Origin of the sequence: Campylobacter sp. IFREMER_LSEM_CL1097 (assembly GCF_025772225.1) — a bacterium.
In the GTDB taxonomy this organism is placed as follows: domain Bacteria; phylum Campylobacterota; class Campylobacteria; order Campylobacterales; family Campylobacteraceae; genus Campylobacter_D; species Campylobacter_D lari_D.
Map to the genome: position 1 here is coordinate 1 of NZ_JAKMRT010000006.1, position 17,074 is coordinate 17,074.

A 17,074-nucleotide genomic window follows, 5' to 3' on the forward strand; every position below is an offset into this window, starting at 1 on the left:
AACAAACTCCATCAACGCTTAGCTCATAAGCTTTTTTTAAATTATTATCTAAAACATCAAGTAAAAATAAAATTTTAGAGTCAAACATATAAAACTCAGCCATTTTTGAGGCAATTTTTGCCAATCTCTCATCTTCTATTAAAATATATTTTGCTCCTAGTGCATTAGAAAGTAAAATTTCTTCCTCATTCTTGGCATATATAGCAAAATCTATTTTTTCCTCTTTTGCACTTTTTATATTTTGTTCATTGTAATTAAAACAATTTACATTTGTTTTGATAAAAATATTTTCAAAATAACTAAATTTTTGCATATTTATCAAAGGATGTCCAAAAATTAACATAGTTTTTCCTTTATCTTTAAAAGACAATAATTCCTAAAGCCTTGATTAAAAATTTGATAATCTTTCAATTCTTGCAATTCATCATAAATTTCACTTCCTTTATAAAGCAAAAATAAAGTATTTTTATCATAAAAACCATTTGAAATTTCTACCAAAGGTTTTACATCCATTAAAGCTCTTGAAGTAATTAAATCTACTTTAAAAGGTGGATAGTTTTGTAATTTTTCTTTTATGATATTTACATTTATCAAATTAAGTTCAGTTTTAACCACCCTTAAAAATGAGGCCTTTTTAGCGCTAGGCTCAAAAAGAAAAAATTCATTATCTTGCAAAATACAAGCTAAAAATAATGCAGGAAAACCAGCCCCGCTTCCAATATCAATGATCTTTTTTTTATTACTCAAATCATAAAAATCTAAAATTTTAACACTATCAATAATATTTTCATCTATATTTTCAAAATGAGTTAAATTATGCACAGCATTAAATTTTTCTAACAACTCTTTATAGAGCGTGATTTTTTTAAAAAAATCATCTTTATTTGCAAAATCTTTTAAAAAATTTAATTGCTCTTCGTATTTTTTCAATTTAGATGTCCCATTTGTGTATATTTAATTTCTAAGTAATCTTTATTAAAACGATTTGCTTTTATTAAAATAGGCACTCTTAAATTAATTTTTTCTTTTAATGAATTTAGCTTTTCAGGATTATTAGTTAAAAGGTTAATTTTAGAAATCTTATAATGCTTAAGTATAAATTCTACTATTTCATAACTACGCTCATCTGCCTTAAAACCTAATTGATGATTTGCTTCTATGGTATTAAAACCCTTATCTTGCAAAGCATAAGCATTAATTTTATTAAAAAGTCCTATACCTCTTCCTTCTTGCCTTAGATAAATCACCATACCACCATGCTCTTGAATGTATTTTAAAGAAAAATCAAGCTGTTCTCCACAATCACATTTTAAACTTCCTAAAACATCCCCTGTTAAACATTCTGAATGGATTCTAATATTAACTTCTTTTTCCAATTTTCCTTTAAAAATACAAAGATGTTCTTTATCATTTTCTTTAAAACTTTGTATATTAAATTCCCCAAAACGAGTGGGGAGTTTTGCTATTTCAGAAATTTGAATAGTCATTATTTTGCTTTACCTTTTTTATAAAAAATATGCTAGAATTTAAACAATTTTAACAAACAAAAAGGAAATTTATGTTTAAACGCTTTAGAAGATTAAGACTTAATGAGAATATTAGAAGCTTAGTAAAAGAAAATACCTTAAATTTAGATGATTTAATCTATCCACTTTTTGTTATCAATGGTGCTAATATTAAAAATGAAATCACATCTATGCCAGGTGTGTTTCAAATGAGCTTAGATGAAATTTTAAAAGAATGTGAGGAGTTAATTAATCTTGGTATTAAAGCGATTATTTTATTTGGCGTGTTAGAAAGTTCCAAAAAAGATAGTTGTGGAAGTGATGCATTAAGCGATGATGGCTTGATTGCTACAAGTCTAAGAGCTATTAAAGCAAAATTTCCTGATTTGGTAGTAATTACCGATCTTTGTTTTTGTGAATATACTGATCATGGGCATTGTGGTATTATTGATCCAAAAAGTAAAAGCGTAGATAATGATTTAACTTTAGAAATTTCAGCCAAACAAGCTCTAATTCATGCTAAAAACGGTGCAGATATGATAGCACCAAGCGGCATGATGGATGGTATTATTGAAACTTTAAGAAAAACTTTAGATGAAAATGGTTTTGAAAATTTACCTATTATGGCTTATTCTACTAAATTTGCTTCAGCCTATTATGGGCCTTTTAGAGATGTGGCTGATTCTGCACCAAGTTATGGAGATAGAAAAACCTATCAAATGGATTTTGCTAATGGTAAAGAAGCCTTATGTGAGAGCTTAGAAGATGAAAAACAAGGCGCTGACATCTTAATGGTAAAACCAGCACTTGCGTATTTAGATGTAGTAAAAGATATAGCAAATCATTCTAAACTTCCACTTTGTGTGTATAATGTAAGCGGGGAATATGCTTTGCTAAAAGCAGGTCAAAAAGCAGGTGTGATTGACTATGAAAAAATAGTACTTGAAACTATGCTTGCTTTTAAAAGAGCTGGAGCTAAGCTTATCATAACTTATCATGCAAAAGAAATTGCAAAATTATTAACAAATAAGGAGTGAGATTGAATAGTCTAAGCAAAAAAAGCTCTCAAGATGTAATCAATGAATTATCTAATCATTTGGGCATAGAAAAACACAATCAAACTATATTTCATCTAACCCACATTAACGATAAAGAAAAAAAGTTAAGTCTAAAAAATGGCCATAATTTAGCACCCGAACCATGGTTTATAGTAGATGAAAATGATGAAGTTAAAACTATGTTTTCTGTAAAAACTCTGATTGAGTTTTTACAAAGTGCCAAAAAGATACAAAATGATAATTTTGAACTTAAACTAGAAAAGGCTATCTATCAACAAATTCCTATTGACTTTAATGATGTATGGACAGTTGCAATGGATGAGATTAAACATCAAGTTTCCAAAGGTATAAAAGAAGTTAATATTGATTTAGATCAATTAATCAGCAATATTCATACAAAACATCCTAACTTATTTATAAACATGAAAGAAATGATGCAAAAAGGCAAAAAATGAGAGATTATAAAAATTTTGTTAAATACTCCAAAGCAGGACCTAGATACACTTCTTATCCTACTGCAGTAGAATTTAACACCCATTTTAAATATGAAGACTATATAAAAATTTTAAAACAACAAACAGCACAATTATCTTTATATTTTCATTTGCCTTTTTGCAGGAGTGCTTGTTATTTTTGCGGTTGTAATGTAATATATACCGCAAAAGAAGAAAGTAAAGAAAGATATTTAAATTATCTTTTTAAAGAACTTGATCTTTTAGCAAATATCATTGACACACAAAGGGAAGTAGCTCAAATGCATTTTGGTGGTGGCACGCCTACTTTTTTTTCTGCTAAACAATTGCAAAGTTTGATTTTTAAAATAAAAAGCATTTTTCCAAATTTTACCCAAGATAGTGAAGTAAGTTGTGAAATTGATCCTAGATTCTTAAATGAAGAACAAGCTGATGTTTTAATTCAAAATGGCTTTAATCGCATTAGTTTTGGCGTGCAAGATTTTAACGAAAAGGTTCAAAAGGAAATTCATAGAATTCAACCTTTTGAACTTACCAAAAATGCAGTAGATATGGTAAGAAAAAAAGGGATAAATTCAGTAAATATGGATTTAATTTATGGCCTTCCTTATCAAAGTCTAGAAAGTTTTAAGCAAACTTTAGAAAAAGCACTGCTGATTAATCCCGATCGCTTTGCTATTTTTAATTATGCACATGTGCCTTGGCTTAAAAAAAATATGAGAAAATTTGACGAAAACACTCTACCAAGTCCTGATGTAAAACTTCAAATTTTAGAATATTGTGAAAAATTTTTAACTCAAAATGGTTATAAAATGATAGGAATGGATCATTTTGCAAAGCCACAAGATGAACTTTTTAAAGCCTTAGAAAATGGTAGTTTGCATAGAAATTTTCAAGGCTATACTACAAAAGGTGGAACTGATTTAATCGGGATTGGCCTAACAAGTATAGGCGAAGGTAAAAGACACTATATGCAAAATTTCAAAGATATGCCAAGCTACGAAAAGGCTATCGATGAAGGTCGATTGCCTTGCGAAAAAGGTATCATGCTTGATGATGATGATGAACTAAGAAAAGCTGTTATTATGGAACTTATGAGTAATTTTGCTCTTAATATAAAAAATATTGAAAGTAAATTTAAGATTGATTTTTTTGAATATTTTAAGCAAGATTTAGAAGAACTCCAAAAACTTAATGAATTTATCAACATTGATAAAACTCATATCAAAGTTAATGAAACAGGAGTACTTTTAATCCGTAATATTGCTATGTGTTTTGATAAATATTTAAAACGCATTAGCGAAGATAAAAAAGTTTTCTCTAAAACGGTTTAATATGTTAAATGTTAATGAAATTTCTAATGCTTGCGTAAAATGTGGAAAATGCATACCAGTTTGCACCATACATGAAATAAATCGCGATGAAAGTACTTCCCCTCGTGGCTTTTTAGATTTAATCAGTGCTTATGAAAACCAAGAACTAGAGCTTGATAAAAATCTTAAAAAAATATTTGAATCATGTTTTTTGTGTACAAATTGCGTTGAAGTTTGTCCAAGCCATTTAAGAGTGGATAGCGCTATTGAAAAAGTGCGTTACGATATAGCACAAAAATTTGGCATTGCTTGGTACAAAAAACTTGCTTTCTTTTTTCTAAGACGCAGAAAAATTCTAGATATTTTAGCAAGATTTGGTTATGTTTTCCAAAGCTGTGCTTTTAGTTTACAACATAAAAATTTGGGAATGAAAGCTAAATTTAACCTACCTTTAATTAAAAAAGATCGTTTGCTTCCTTCTTTAGCTAAAAAAAGCTTTCTAGCTTCTAATCCTGATTTCATAAATAATCAAGGTGAAAAAGCCATAGGACTTTTTATAGGCTGCTTGTCAAATTACTCTTATACAAATACGGGCTTTGCTTTGCTTGAAATTTGTAAACATCTTAAAATCAATGTAGATTTATTAAAAGATCAATCTTGTTGCGGTGCTCCTCATTATTTTACTGGAGATTTTAAAAGTGTAGAAATTTTAGCTAAAAAAAATATCGTTTATTTTGAAGAAAAATTAAAAACTCTAGATTATATCATTATCCCTGAAGCAACCTGTTCTGCGATGATTAATATAGACTATGAACATTTTTTCCACATGCAAAAAGATGAAGAATGGGCTATAAGAGCTAAAAATATTTCTAGTAAAATACTACTTGCAACAAAATATTTTTATGAATATACTAAACTAGAAGAGCTTTTAAAAACAAAGAAAAAATTAAAGACAAAAATTGCATACCACGATCCTTGTCATGCAAGAAAAATGCAAGGTGTTTTTAAAGAACCTAGAGCCTTGCTTAAACAAAACTATACTTTCAAAGAACTTATTAACTCAAATGAATGCTGTGGTTTTGGCGGTGTTAGTATGCAAACTGATCACTATGAAAAAGCTTTGCAAGTTGGTATAAAAAAAGCTCAAAATATACAAAAAAGCAATGTGGAAATTATCAGCGCAGAATGTTCAGCTTGTAGAATGCAAATTTCAAATGCATTAGAGCATGAAAAATCCTCCACGCATTTTTTACATCCATTAGAATTGATAGCAAAAATACTTCAAGATAAAAATTAATCTTGAATTTTTATATCTTCGATATTTGATCTATTTTTTTCAATTAAAATTCTATTTTTTTCTATATTTTCACTATTTTTTTTACACTCATTTTTCAAGATTTCAATATTTTTATATAAAATTTTTATTTTTCTCTCATAACGATTTATCAATAAAAATACTATAAATAAAAATAAAATTAAAATAGCCCAATTTAAAAATGCCATATTTGCCCTTTCTTTAGATATATTAACACTTTTTATCTTAAACTAAAATTCTTTTCAAATTTGGAGAAAGTTTGACTAAAATTTCATAGTTGATAGTATTAAAAAAACTAGCCATAATATTTGCATCATTTAAAACACAAATTTCATCTTCATCATTCTCACAAGAAAAACTATCCATAGACATTTTTCCAAGCAATTTCTTACCATTAGGAAGAAAAAAATCTTGTTTTCCATCATAACGCAAAAGCCCATCTGCATAACCTAAATCATAAGTTGCTATTTCAAGATCTTCTTTTGCATTATATACACCACCATAACCAACACTTTGACCTTTTTTCAACACTCTTTGGCTTAATTTTTCAGCCCATAAACTTAAAACTTTGCGTAAGTCTTTATTAAAATGCGCATAGCCAAATTGCACAAGCCCTACTCTACAATACTCATCGCACCCAAGCTCGCTTGCTCTAAACAATGCTTCAGAATTATGTGAATGAAATATAAGCTTTTTAGCTTCATCACAAAGCAAAGTATATATTAGCTCTTTAGCTTGTTTAAATTTTTGTTTTTGCACAAAATAACTAGCATCTATTTCATCACTTCCTGCAAAGTGCATCATCACTCCATGAAGTATTAAATTATTACTTTGTAGTTCTTGTATCACTTCTTGAATTTCTTCAGGTATAATTCCATTTCTATGCATATTTGTATCTACAACTAAATGAATTTTTATATTTTGCTTGAATTTTTTAATATCATTTTTATCATTTAAAGCATAAATAAATTTTTCACTTTCATTGCCATGTGGATGATGGGATAAAATTAAGATATTATCAAAAATATCTTCAAGCTCTTTTGCTTCAGTTTCATTTTTTACCGCTATAAAATTTATACCTTTTGCTCTAGCTATAGGAGCTAAAAGCTTAGCTCCATGTCCATAAGCATTATCTTTAAAAACACATATTACTTTTTGATAACCTCCTGCTTTAGAGGCTATTAAGTCAAGATTATACTCATAAGCCAAACGATCAATTTTTATATATGCCATTATTGTTCAGCTAAAATTTGCATTTTATCTTCAACTAGCTTAACATAAAGGACTTTTTCTCCTTTGAATTTATAGTTAGTACTACGATAGTCTTCATAAAATCCTATTCTAAAAATTTTCTCATTTTTATCATTTGGATAAGGACTTATGCTAAGATCTGAAAATTTAATGCTCTTTTTTTCTCTCTTTGCAAAAATTCTTTCTTTATTTTTTGCAAATTGCTCATAAGTAGATTTATTATTATGTTTAAAAATTTTTTTATCATAAAAAGATAAATACTTATTTATATCACTTTTTTGCCAACTATCTTTCCAGGCAAATAAATTAGCTAGTAAAATCGCTATTTCATCATGAGTTGCTCTTACTTTATTTTTCTCTTCTGTCATTGCATAAGATTTTCTATCAGCTACTAATTTATTAAAATCTTCCAATAAATCATTATGCACAGCAATACAACCTCTAGTTTTATAAGTATCCAAGCGTGTTCCATCTAAAGGATAGCCATGAATCCAAATACCACCACCTGTTTTACCCAAAGTTTTATCTAAAACATTTGGGTAAGTTGTTGCAAATGCAAATGGACCATAATATGGATCACCAGGATAAAATTTCTTTCCAAGTTCGTAAAAACCTATTGGAGTTTTTAAATCTCCTTCTACTTCTTTATCTCCAGCTAAACCTGTTAAAACATCCCTTTGGATAAATTTATTTTCTACTTTTCCATCATTGTAGTGATAAACTCTAATAATTTTATCACTTTTATTTGTTAAAACTATTGCAACATTTTCCTCATAATATCCTAAACTAATATTTTTGTCTTTTATCTCATCAAGCCAAAAATCTTTTTTACTTAACTCTTGCTCCAATACCCTTTCAACCGCATCAATACCTTCGTTTAGATAAATTTTTGCAAGATTATTTGCATTTGCAAACACAGCCAAACTAAACAATGCTAATATAATTTTAAACAATTTTCACCTTTCTATTAAAAATTAAAACAACAAAGAGCTAATTATAATATTTTTACAATAAATATATTTTTAATTTTTTCCGTGTATAATGTTTACAAATAACCAAAAACAAAAAAAGGAAAAATAATGAAAAAATTACTTAGTTTAGCCATATTAAGCACTTTTGCTTTTTCAAATCAAATTACTATAAATGATCCTTATGTAAGACAAACTCCACCTAATTCTAAAACAACGGCATTTTTTTTAGAACTTAAAAACAACTCAAACAAAGATATTAAACTCATAAAAGCTCAAAGTTCATTAAGCGATACAGCTGAAATTCATGATCATATTATGAAAGATGGTAAAAAAATGATGGTTCAAATTCCTCAAATCACAATAAAAGCTAATTCAAGCACCGAACTTAAACCTGGTGGGATGCACATTATGATACTAAATCTCAAAGAAAATATCACACCGCAAACAAAGGCCAATCTAACTCTTTATTTTGATGATAATAGCACAATTGAACTAAAAGATATCAAGTCAAGAAGCATTAAAAAATAATGAAAAATCTACTTGTCTTTGCCTTAGCTATAGTCTTTGCTATATGCGGGGCTTATTTTTACACCAATTCATCAAATACCGGGAAAAAGAGAGAATTAATTACCACTTTAACACCTCTAACATGTGATCTAAACATTCAAGAATGTGAATACAATTTTAAGGATAAAAAAGTCTTAGTAAATTTAAATCCAAAGTCTATTACTACATTAAATGAGCTTGATTTAAATATTACCAATTTAGGTGAGTTTAAAAAACTTAATGCTAGGGTTTATGGACTTAATATGTATATGGGAGATATTGTTCCACAATTTAAAAAAATAAACAATACTTATCATGCTAAATTAGTTTTAAGTTCTTGCACTCTAGATATAATGCGTTTTAGAATAGAGCTTTTTGATGATGAAACTCCACTAGATTTTTATTTTGACTTTGATGTAAAGAGGTAAAATATGAAAAAAATAAATATTTTTTTATTAATTGTGGTAATTTTTGGAGTATTTTTTATATCTGTGCAGTATTTTGAAAACAACAAATACAATTTTCACTTAAATTCTGAAAAAGGTATACTTAGTCTAAAAGATTTTATCGGTAAAAAACTAATTGTATATTTTGGCTATACATATTGTCCTGATGTCTGTCCTAGTGAGCTTGCCTTGATTGCTAATGTTTTAGAAAAAATGCCAAATAAAGAAAAAGCTCATGTGATATTTATCTCACTAGATCCAGCAAGAGATAGCAATCTAACTCAAACTAGCCAATGGGTTAAGTATTTTTACCCAAATTCAACTGCATTAGTTGCTAAAGATGAAAAAGAATTAGAAAAAGTTACTAAAAATTATGGCGTAGTATATGAAAAAATCAATCTTAAAGATTCTGCTATGGGATATTCTATAGCACATAGTGGCGAATTTTATTTGATTGATGAGAATGGAAAATTTATTAAAACCATTAAAGATATTAGTTATGAAAACTTTTTCAATGAAATTCAAAAATTTTTAAACGAATAAATTTTTCAATTTATTCGTTTCTTAAAGTATCTAAAATATCTACTTGTGTTGCTTTTTTAGCAGGATAATAAGAAGACAAGCTCACAATCATAATAGCACCAAAAATCGTAGTACAAAAATCAACAAAAGAAAGCTCCAAAGGTAGCTTACTCATGCCATAAACATCACTTGGTAAAGAAATAATGTCAAAATTTCCAAGTATCCACAAAGCAATAGCTGCAAGTATCACACCTGCTACGATACCACCTCCACCTATCAAAAATCCTAAAGAAAAAAATGTTTTTTTAATCTCTAACTTACTAGCTCCCAAAGAAAGTAGCAAAGCTATCTCACTACGACGATTCATTACTATCATCAATAAAGAACTTACTATATTTAAACTTGCAACCAAAATAATCAACATCAATACTATAAACAAAGCTCTTTTTTCTAAAGCTAATGCTGCAAAGAAATTTCCATTTTGCTCCCACCAGCCTATACTAGCATATCTTGCACCCAAGAAAGCTTCAATTTGTTTAATATCCTCAAAAGGCTTATTTGAATATACATGCACTCCATCATAACTTCCTTGGGGATATGACAAAATCTTAGCTAAAGCTTTTACATCTGTATACATATAAGCTTTATCATAAGCTAACAAACCTGAAGAAAAATCAGCCATAACATCAAATCTTTTAACTTTTGGAATAAGCGAAAGTCCGCTTGCATTAAGATTGGAAAAAATTAAGGTAATTTTTTCATTATAATCAAGTCCAAATTCATCTTTTAAGCCCTTACCAATTAAAATATCAAAATTATCTATTTTTTTATCTTTTAAAGCTTGAGCTACTACCTCATTGATCTTTTTTTCATCTTCAAAATTAACCCCAAAAAGCATACCGCCTTCCAATTTTAAATCATTTCTTGCTATAACCTGAGTAGCAATATAAGGGCTAAATAATAAATTTGGAAATTTGCTTCTTAATTCTTGCAACAATTTATCATCTACATTTGCCCCAAAACGCGGTAATATAGTGATAGGGTAATTCATAATAAAAAGTTTTCTCTCAAATTCTTTATCAAAGCCATTCATAATGGCCATTGCAACTAAAAGCACGCAAAGTCCTATACTTACACCTAAAAAGGCTAAAATTTTTGAAAGCATAATAAAGGGTTGATCTTTATCAAAACGCAGATATTTAAATAATAAATAACGAGGGATACTTTTATACATCTTTTACTCTTAATATTTTTTTAAGTATTTTAACTTGATTTTTATAAAAGCAAGCTTTGTATTTATTTAAGATAATATACAAAGGCACTATTATCGTGAAATTCAACTATAAATCTTAGTGGCAAAATTCTCACATAAGTTTCACTTTGCGCACTTGCTTGTTCACTTTTTACAAAGTCTTTTACATCTATTTTTGAGTTAAAAAAGCAATCAATTAAATCATTTTTGTGAGCATTTAAAAAGTTAATTTTATCTAGCTTTGTCATCTTTTCTTCAGCCACCATACCAAAATCATTGCGTATTAAAGATTTCAAATCACTTGGTGTATATGCTAACTCACAAGCATATTCTAAATTTTTATTTTTACTTTTAGTCATAGCCATAGAAATAGTTTCATTTTGATGATAAAGAATAAAATTTTTATTAGAAAGTTCTGCCCAAAATATAAATTCATCTTGGGCAGTAGCATTAAAAATTATGAGGATTAATAAGCAAACAATTCTTTCCACTTGTCAGCATCAATTTTAAGTTCTACATTTACTCTATAAAGACCATCTTTAAAGTCTTGATCTACAACACTTGCATTTTTAATCAAACCATTTACCTGTGCTGTAATAGTTGAGCTTTTAAGCATTGCATCTTTTACTGTATCTTTACCATTAACTCTGACACCATACAACTTACTTGCTAATTGTCTATAAGCATCGGTAATTGCCGCTCTTTTAGCTAAAGCTAAAGCTTGGCCAACTGAAACCGTATTTAAAGGAGCAATACCCTCACCCACCGCTGTAAAAGTTAAATCATTGTCTGTGCTTGTATCATTTGCAAGCATTTTTTCTTCTCTAATGATGTTACGCACATCATCTTTATCAACTTTTTGAACCACAACATCAGAATTTGCTGCTTGAGTCTGATTTGGATTCACACCTCTTTGATCTAGTGCACAAGCACTAAAACCCAAAGCTAAACAAAACATAAAAATAACTTTTTTCATTTTTTACACCTTCAATTTATTTGATTTTATTAAAATAGCAAAAAGCATTCCAATAATTTTACTATTCTAAATTTAAATCCATATTAGTTTCAGCATCTAATTCCTCATCTTCTTCTTTAGGACACTTAGCAATGCTTACAACCTCATCATTTTCAACATTAACAACAATTACACCACTTGTATTTCTACCTGCTTTTCTAATGCTTTGCATATCAACGCGTATCATCTTACCGCTGCTTGTTAATGCCATTAAATCCATACTTTCATCAACTATGACTATACCGATTAAATCTTTTGTTTTGGCAGTAAGTTTCATACAAATAACACCCTTACCACCTCTACTTTGAAGTCTATATTCTCCAGCATCAGTACGCTTACCTATACCTTTTGCACTTACGCTTAAGATTTCTTGAGCGTCATTTTCTATAACAACAGCACCCACAACCTCATCATCTTTTTCTTTAAATTTAATCGCAGTTACCCCTCTACTTACACGGCCAATCTCTCTAACTTTAGCAAGTGGGAATTTAATGCACATACCTTTTTTAGTAACCGCAAAAAGCATTTTACCAACGATAGTATTATCAAGCTCTTCATTAGGTTCAAGCATTTCATTTTCTAAATTTTCTTCATAATTTTGTTCTTGAGTTTCATTTTCATCCCTTGCTACGATAATTGCAGTAACAAGTTCATCATTTTCATCTAGATTAATCGCTTTTACACCCACGCTTCTAATGTTTTGATATTCACTTAAATTTGTGCGTTTTACGATACCATTTTTAGTAAAGAAACACAATGATTTACTTTCATCAAAATCAGTGGTTGGAATAATTGCCATGATTTTTTCATCTGCTTGTAGATTAATGAGATTAACCACAGCTTTGCCTTTAGCAGTTCTACTTCCTTCAGGAATTTTATAAACCTTAAGCCAATAAAGCTGTCCACGATCAGTAACAAACATCAAGGTATCATGTGTATTTGCTGTAAAGAAGCTTTCTATAAAATCATCATCGTAAGTTGTGACTGCAACCTTACCTTTACCACCGCGTTTTTGTTTTTCATATTGCTTACTTGGAACACGCTTAATATAACCACGATGAGTAATAGTAACTACCATATTTTCATTTGGTATTAAATCTTCTATATCAATATCATCATAGTCATCTTCAATTTGAGTAATTCTCGGTACATCAAATTTTGTTCTGATTTCTTTTAACTCATCTTTGATTAAATTTTCAAGCAAAGTTTCGCTTTTTAAAATTTGATCAAGCCTCTCTATTTCTGCTAATAATTCCCTTAATTCATTATCAATTTTTTCTCTCTCAAGACCTGTTAAACGGCCTAATTTCATATCTAAAATAGCATTAGATTGAAGCTCGCTTAGACCAAATTTTTGCATTAATAAATTTTTAGCCGTTGGGTTATCAGGAGAGTTTTTAATCAAAGCTATCACTTCATCAATATTATCTAGTGCAATTTTTAAACCTTCTAAAATATGTGCTCTAGCTCTAGCTTTTTGCAACTCATAAATAGTTCTTCTAATAATTACAGTTTTTCTATGATTTAAGAATAAATTTAAAAGCTCAATTAAAGAAAAAACTTTTGGCTCTTTATTATGTATAGCAAGCATAATCACACCAAAAGTACTTTCCATAGTGGTAGATTTAAAAAGATTATTTAACACAATCTCACTCATAGCATCGCGTTTTAGTTCAATCACCACGCGAATTCCTTCTCTATCACTCTCATCTCTAACTTCAGCAATACCTTCGATTTGTTTTTCTTTGGCAAGTTCAGCGATTTGCTCTATTAATCTTGCTTTGTTAGTTTGATAAGGAAGTTCATCTATAACGATAATATCTTTATTAGCTCTTTTTTCTATATGGGTCTTTGCTCTTACTTTTACCCTACCACGACCTGTGCGGTATGCTTCTATAATACCTTTTTTACCAAAGATAATACCGCCGGTTGGAAAATCAGGTCCTTTAATAAATTGCATTATTTCTTCTAAACTTGCGTTTTTATTATCAATTAAATAAAGCAAACCATCAATAAGCTCATTTAAGCTATGCGGAGGAATATTGGTAGCCATACCCACTGCAATACCACTTGAACCATTAAGCAATAAATTTGGGACCCTAGCAGGTAAAACATCAGGCTCACTCATAGAATCATCATAATTTGGTATAAAATCAACCGTATCTTTTTCTATATCACGCAAAAGCTCTTCAGCTAAAATCGTCATCCTAGCTTCAGTATAACGCATCGCAGCAGCACCATCGCCATCAATAGAACCGAAGTTTCCTTGTCCATCTACGCTTGGATAACGCATAGAAAAATCTTGCGCCATTCTTACTAAAGCATCATATACAGCTGTATCACCATGTGGATGATATTTACCGATTACATCACCCACTATACGCGCTGATTTTTTGTATGCACTACGACTTCCAACACCTAAATCATTCATAGCATATAAAATTCTTCTATGAACAGGTTTAAGCCCATCTCTAGCATCAGGCAAGGCACGGCCTATAATAACACTCATAGAATAATCTAAATAACTACTTTTTATAGAACTTTCTATATCTATATTTTCAATATCTGAATCTTTAGTAAAAATATTTTCCATAAAAATCCTTAAAATTAATGCCTATATTGTATCAAATTTTGCATTAGCCAAAACTAAAGCAAAAAGCACTTCAATATTATTTTTTTCTAAAAGCTCTTTTGCCTCTAATAAACTTAATCCAGTAGTTATCACATCATCTACTAAAACTACAGGATATTTTGGACGCTTTAAAAGCTTATAAGATCTTTTATTATCTTTACGAAATTTCAAACTTTTACCACTATATTTAAATTCTGAACTAGCTTGCAAGGTGTGATACATAGGTTTTATAAATTTAGTATTTAAGTATTTAGTTAAAATAGCAGTATGAGAGTAATTTTTATATGTTTTATCATCTAAAGCTATAGCATTAATTTTACAAGATGGTTGAAAAAAATCCTCAAATTTAGCAAAACTCAATTTTGCTAAAGCATTTAAAACAAAATAGCCTTGAAATTTGTGTTTAAAATAAATCAAATGCTTAATTTGCTCATATTGATAAAAATAATAAACTTTAAAATTTCCCTCAAGTTCTCTTATACCTAAAGAATATTCTAAAAGCTCTTCCTTGCAAGCTGGACAAAAACTCACAAAGGAAAATCCATGGCAATTAAAACACCTCACAAAGAGCTGATAATATCTGCAGATTTATTAGCCACTTGTTTTATAAGAAGCTGAGTGAAAAAAGGTAGATCTTTGATATTATAAAAACCTTTAACTTCTTGTTTGGTTTTAATATTAATAGTTTTATTGGTATTAATATCTTTTAGTGTCAATTGACTAGCAATAATTGAAAATAAAGAATTAGAATCAAATTTAGAATAAAAATCATTAAAACTTAAATCTACTCTTAAAACATAAGGAGAATCTTGTGTATCTTCTACTACAACTATACCTCTATTTTCTAATTCTTCTTTTAAAAACACATAAAAATAATAGTTGAAATTTTCATTGATGTAATAATTACTTCCATTAGAAGAAGAATATTTTAAATTCTCATTTAAATCATATACCCTATGAATATAAACTTTTTTTAAGGAAGCACTTTTATCAATTGTTCTTTTATTTGTGCAATACTTAAGTCCCACATCACTAATATACACAAGGCCTTTAATTTTTGCTTCATATGCTTTAGAATCAGAAGGATTATAACATTGTGCTTGAATTTTTATAAGCTCATTAACTTTTGCAACACTTTGATTTTTAGAATTTACAGCACATGCGCTAAAAAATAAAGCTAAAACAAATACAAATACTTTTTTTAACATCTTTTTTTCCTTAGAATCATCTTTATTATTTTATGATTTTTAATTAGCAAAAATTATACCAAAAACAAATAAATTTTACTAAAACTTACTTTTTTTCACACAAGAATAATTTTATTGAAAAAATTTTATACAAAAATTGATATTTAAAAGAAAATTCATTTAGAATATGTTACAAAACTGCAATATTTTAAAGGAGTTGTTAAATGAGTTCAAATACAAAAACACTTATAGTCGTTGCTGATTTAGTGTTATTTATCGCTTTGCTTTATTTTTCCCCTTTTGGTGAAACTAAAGTAAACCAAGGTTTATCTTTGTTAATTTTTATTGCCGTTTTATGGCTTAGTGAGGCTTTGCATGTTACTATTACAGCTATTTTAGTACCTGTTTTAGCTGCTATTTTGGGATTACTACCCACCGCTAAAGCTTTAACAGGTTTTGCTGATTCTAATATCTTTTTATTTTTTGGTGGTTTTGCTTTGGCCGCAGCTATGCATCATCAAAAATTAGACAAACTTATTGCACATAAAATTTTAACATTAGCAAAAGGGCATTTAGGCCTTTCTAGTTTGTATATTTTTATTACCACTGCGTTTTTATCTATGTGGATGAGTAATACCGCAACAGCAGCTATGATGCTTCCGCTTGCTATAGGTATGTTAGCTTCACTTGATCCGCAAAAAGATAGAAATACTTATGTTTTCATCCTTTTAGGTATAGCTTTTAGTGCGAGTATAGGTGGTATAGGCACCATAGTAGGAACTCCACCAAATGCAATCGTTGCCACTCAATTACACATTACTTTTGCACAATGGTTAAAATACGGAATTCCTATTGTTTTAATTTTCCTACCTGCAATGATTTTAATTTTATACTTTATGTTTAAACCTAAATTTAATCTACAAGTTGATTTACATACTGAAAATATAGAACTTACAAGACCTAGAATCATCACTTTAATAATCTTTTTAGTCGTTGCACTATCTTGGATTTTTAGTGGTAATATCAGTCCTATCATCACAAGTATTTTTGGACACAAAATAGCAAATCTTGATGCGATTATTGCTTTATTGGCTGCTGTTTTAGTATGTGCTTTTAAAGTAATTGATTGGAAAAATATACAAAAAAATACCGATTGGGGTGTATTAATGCTCTTTGGTGGAGGCATCACTCTAAGTGTAGTATTAAGAGATTCTGGCGCTAGTAAAGTAATGGCTGATACTATCATTTCATTTATAGAAAATGGACATTTATTTATTATAGGTTTAATTGTAGCATTTTTTATAGTATTTTTAACTGAATTTACTTCAAATACTGCTTCAGCAGCCTTACTTGTGCCTTTATTTATCTCTATAGCAGATACTTTAGGTGTTCCTGCTTTAGGACTTGCTTTAATCATTGCTATTGGTGCTTCTTGTGCTTTCATGCTACCAGTTGCTACACCACCAAATGCTATAGTTTTTGGTACAGGACATATTAAACAACAAGAAATGGTAAAAGTTGGGATTATATTAAATATCTTTTGCTCAATCGCACTTGCAGTAATTGCATACTTTTTCTGGCTATAATC

The 17,074-nt window shown here is 28.9% G+C and carries 19 protein-coding genes and 1 pseudogene; 8 read left to right on the top strand and 12 right to left on the bottom strand.

Translation table 11 applies throughout. The features are described 5' to 3' along the window. The 3 genes from L8W64_RS03585 to ribA all read right to left on the bottom strand — a co-directional run. Positions 1-343: hypothetical protein (locus tag L8W64_RS03585; RefSeq protein ID WP_263661164.1), on the bottom strand; the 343-nt coding region annotated here is incomplete at its 3' end. Further along, positions 337-930: a 16S rRNA (guanine(527)-N(7))-methyltransferase RsmG gene (gene rsmG / locus L8W64_RS03590; protein ID WP_263661165.1), complete on the bottom strand. Its 594-nt coding sequence runs from the start codon at positions 928-930 to the stop codon at positions 337-339. The genes L8W64_RS03585 and rsmG, both read right to left, overlap by 7 nt. Beyond that, positions 927-1,487, bottom strand: a complete 561-nt coding sequence (gene ribA, locus L8W64_RS03595; RefSeq protein ID WP_220567283.1) for a GTP cyclohydrolase II — start codon at positions 1,485-1,487, stop codon at positions 927-929. The genes rsmG and ribA overlap by 4 nt, the downstream gene beginning before the upstream one ends. Positions 1,488-1,558: 71 nt before the next feature. Here ribA and hemB point away from each other — a divergent pair, with 71 nt between their 5' ends. The 4 genes and pseudogenes from hemB (at position 1,559) to L8W64_RS03615 (ending at position 5,646) form a co-directional block, all read left to right on the top strand. Next, positions 1,559-2,542: a porphobilinogen synthase gene (gene hemB, locus L8W64_RS03600; protein WP_133319823.1), complete on the top strand. Its 984-nt coding sequence runs from the start codon at positions 1,559-1,561 to the stop codon at positions 2,540-2,542. 2 nt (positions 2,543-2,544) lie between these two features. Further along, positions 2,545-3,028, top strand: a pseudogene (locus L8W64_RS03605) (DUF2603 domain-containing protein). Then, on the top strand, positions 3,015-4,370 hold the full coding sequence (gene hemN, locus L8W64_RS03610; protein ID WP_133319821.1) for an oxygen-independent coproporphyrinogen III oxidase: 1,356 nt from the start codon (positions 3,015-3,017) through the stop codon (positions 4,368-4,370). The pseudogene L8W64_RS03605 and the gene hemN overlap by 14 nt, the downstream one beginning before the upstream one ends. 1 nt (position 4,371) lies before the next feature. Continuing rightward, entirely contained in the window at positions 4,372-5,646 is a 1,275-nt protein-coding gene (locus L8W64_RS03615; protein ID WP_220567287.1) for a (Fe-S)-binding protein, read from the top strand. On the opposite strand, the gene L8W64_RS03620 is transcribed toward L8W64_RS03615, so the two are convergent. Genes L8W64_RS03620 through L8W64_RS03630 form a run of 3 tightly spaced genes read right to left on the bottom strand, consistent with a single transcriptional unit; the run spans position 5,643 to position 7,868 of the window. Then, on the bottom strand, positions 5,643-5,852 hold the full coding sequence (locus tag L8W64_RS03620) for a hypothetical protein (RefSeq protein ID WP_133319819.1): 210 nt from the start codon (positions 5,850-5,852) through the stop codon (positions 5,643-5,645). The two genes, L8W64_RS03615 and L8W64_RS03620, sit on opposite strands and share 4 nt — an antisense overlap. Before the next feature lie 37 nt (positions 5,853-5,889). Then, positions 5,890-6,897, bottom strand: coding sequence for an alanine racemase (locus L8W64_RS03625; RefSeq protein WP_220567288.1), 1,008 nt, complete (start codon positions 6,895-6,897; stop codon positions 5,890-5,892). Continuing rightward, positions 6,897-7,868 (bottom strand): L,D-transpeptidase family protein, encoded by a 972-nt coding sequence (locus L8W64_RS03630; protein WP_220567290.1) that lies wholly within the window; start codon positions 7,866-7,868, stop codon positions 6,897-6,899. The genes L8W64_RS03625 and L8W64_RS03630 overlap by 1 nt, the downstream gene beginning before the upstream one ends. Before the next feature lie 126 nt (positions 7,869-7,994). Here L8W64_RS03630 and L8W64_RS03635 point away from each other — a divergent pair, with 126 nt between their 5' ends. From L8W64_RS03635 to L8W64_RS03645, 3 genes are read left to right on the top strand one after another with little or no spacing between them, the layout of a single operon-like run. Next, on the top strand, positions 7,995-8,414 hold the full coding sequence (locus tag L8W64_RS03635; RefSeq protein ID WP_133319816.1) for a copper chaperone PCu(A)C: 420 nt from the start codon (positions 7,995-7,997) through the stop codon (positions 8,412-8,414). Then, positions 8,414-8,860 carry a hypothetical protein gene (locus L8W64_RS03640; RefSeq protein ID WP_263672879.1) on the top strand — a complete coding sequence of 149 codons (447 nt, stop codon included), beginning with the start codon at positions 8,414-8,416 and terminating at the stop codon, positions 8,858-8,860. The genes L8W64_RS03635 and L8W64_RS03640 overlap by 1 nt, the downstream gene beginning before the upstream one ends. A 3-nt stretch (positions 8,861-8,863) precedes the next feature. Continuing rightward, positions 8,864-9,421, top strand: a complete 558-nt coding sequence (locus tag L8W64_RS03645; RefSeq protein WP_133319814.1) for an SCO family protein — start codon at positions 8,864-8,866, stop codon at positions 9,419-9,421. Between the two features lie 10 nt (positions 9,422-9,431). Here L8W64_RS03645 and L8W64_RS03650 read toward each other — a convergent pair whose 3' ends face one another. From L8W64_RS03650 to mapA, 6 genes are all read right to left on the bottom strand, one after another. Next, positions 9,432-10,634: an ABC transporter permease gene (locus L8W64_RS03650; protein ID WP_263672880.1), complete on the bottom strand. Its 1,203-nt coding sequence runs from the start codon at positions 10,632-10,634 to the stop codon at positions 9,432-9,434. A gap of 62 nt (positions 10,635-10,696) precedes the next feature. Further along, positions 10,697-11,143, bottom strand: coding sequence for a hypothetical protein (locus L8W64_RS03655; RefSeq protein ID WP_263672881.1), 447 nt, complete (start codon positions 11,141-11,143; stop codon positions 10,697-10,699). Beyond that, entirely contained in the window at positions 11,119-11,628 is a 510-nt protein-coding gene (locus tag L8W64_RS03660; protein WP_133319811.1) for an LPP20 family lipoprotein, read from the bottom strand. Before L8W64_RS03660 ends, L8W64_RS03655 begins: the two co-directional genes overlap by 25 nt. Positions 11,629-11,689: 61 nt before the next feature. Further along, entirely contained in the window at positions 11,690-14,260 is a 2,571-nt protein-coding gene (gyrA, locus tag L8W64_RS03665; protein WP_258107955.1) for a DNA gyrase subunit A, read from the bottom strand. Between the two features lie 21 nt (positions 14,261-14,281). Further along, positions 14,282-14,863, bottom strand: a complete 582-nt coding sequence (locus L8W64_RS03670; protein ID WP_263672882.1) for a ComF family protein — start codon at positions 14,861-14,863, stop codon at positions 14,282-14,284. Then, positions 14,860-15,507, bottom strand: coding sequence for an outer membrane lipoprotein MapA (mapA, locus tag L8W64_RS03675; RefSeq protein WP_263662964.1), 648 nt, complete (start codon positions 15,505-15,507; stop codon positions 14,860-14,862). Before mapA ends, L8W64_RS03670 begins: the two co-directional genes overlap by 4 nt. Positions 15,508-15,710: 203 nt before the next feature. On the opposite strand from mapA, the gene L8W64_RS03680 reads away from it, so the two are divergent. Next, positions 15,711-17,072 carry a DASS family sodium-coupled anion symporter gene (locus L8W64_RS03680; RefSeq protein ID WP_133319807.1) on the top strand — a complete coding sequence of 454 codons (1,362 nt, stop codon included), beginning with the start codon at positions 15,711-15,713 and terminating at the stop codon, positions 17,070-17,072. The last annotated feature ends 2 nt before the right edge of the window (positions 17,073-17,074 follow it).

Bases quoted from the DNA above. Each gene is read 5' to 3' on its own strand.
- ribA (WP_220567283.1), bottom strand. From the start codon at position 1,487: ATGACTATTCAAATTTCTGAAATAGCAAAACTCCCCACTCGTTTTGGG.
- hemB (WP_133319823.1), top strand. From the start codon at position 1,559: ATGTTTAAACGCTTTAGAAGATTAAGACTTAATGAGAATATTAGAAGC.
- hemN (WP_133319821.1), top strand. From the start codon at position 3,015: ATGAGAGATTATAAAAATTTTGTTAAATACTCCAAAGCAGGACCTAGA.
- L8W64_RS03615 (WP_220567287.1), top strand. From the start codon at position 4,372: ATGTTAAATGTTAATGAAATTTCTAATGCTTGCGTAAAATGTGGAAAA.
- L8W64_RS03620 (WP_133319819.1), bottom strand. From the start codon at position 5,852: ATGGCATTTTTAAATTGGGCTATTTTAATTTTATTTTTATTTATAGTA.
- L8W64_RS03625 (WP_220567288.1), bottom strand. From the start codon at position 6,897: ATGGCATATATAAAAATTGATCGTTTGGCTTATGAGTATAATCTTGAC.
- L8W64_RS03635 (WP_133319816.1), top strand. From the start codon at position 7,995: ATGAAAAAATTACTTAGTTTAGCCATATTAAGCACTTTTGCTTTTTCA.
- L8W64_RS03640 (WP_263672879.1), top strand. From the start codon at position 8,414: ATGAAAAATCTACTTGTCTTTGCCTTAGCTATAGTCTTTGCTATATGC.
- L8W64_RS03645 (WP_133319814.1), top strand. From the start codon at position 8,864: ATGAAAAAAATAAATATTTTTTTATTAATTGTGGTAATTTTTGGAGTA.
- L8W64_RS03650 (WP_263672880.1), bottom strand. From the start codon at position 10,634: ATGTATAAAAGTATCCCTCGTTATTTATTATTTAAATATCTGCGTTTT.
- L8W64_RS03660 (WP_133319811.1), bottom strand. From the start codon at position 11,628: ATGAAAAAAGTTATTTTTATGTTTTGTTTAGCTTTGGGTTTTAGTGCT.
- gyrA (WP_258107955.1), bottom strand. From the start codon at position 14,260: ATGGAAAATATTTTTACTAAAGATTCAGATATTGAAAATATAGATATA.
- mapA (WP_263662964.1), bottom strand. From the start codon at position 15,507: ATGTTAAAAAAAGTATTTGTATTTGTTTTAGCTTTATTTTTTAGCGCA.
- L8W64_RS03680 (WP_133319807.1), top strand. From the start codon at position 15,711: ATGAGTTCAAATACAAAAACACTTATAGTCGTTGCTGATTTAGTGTTA.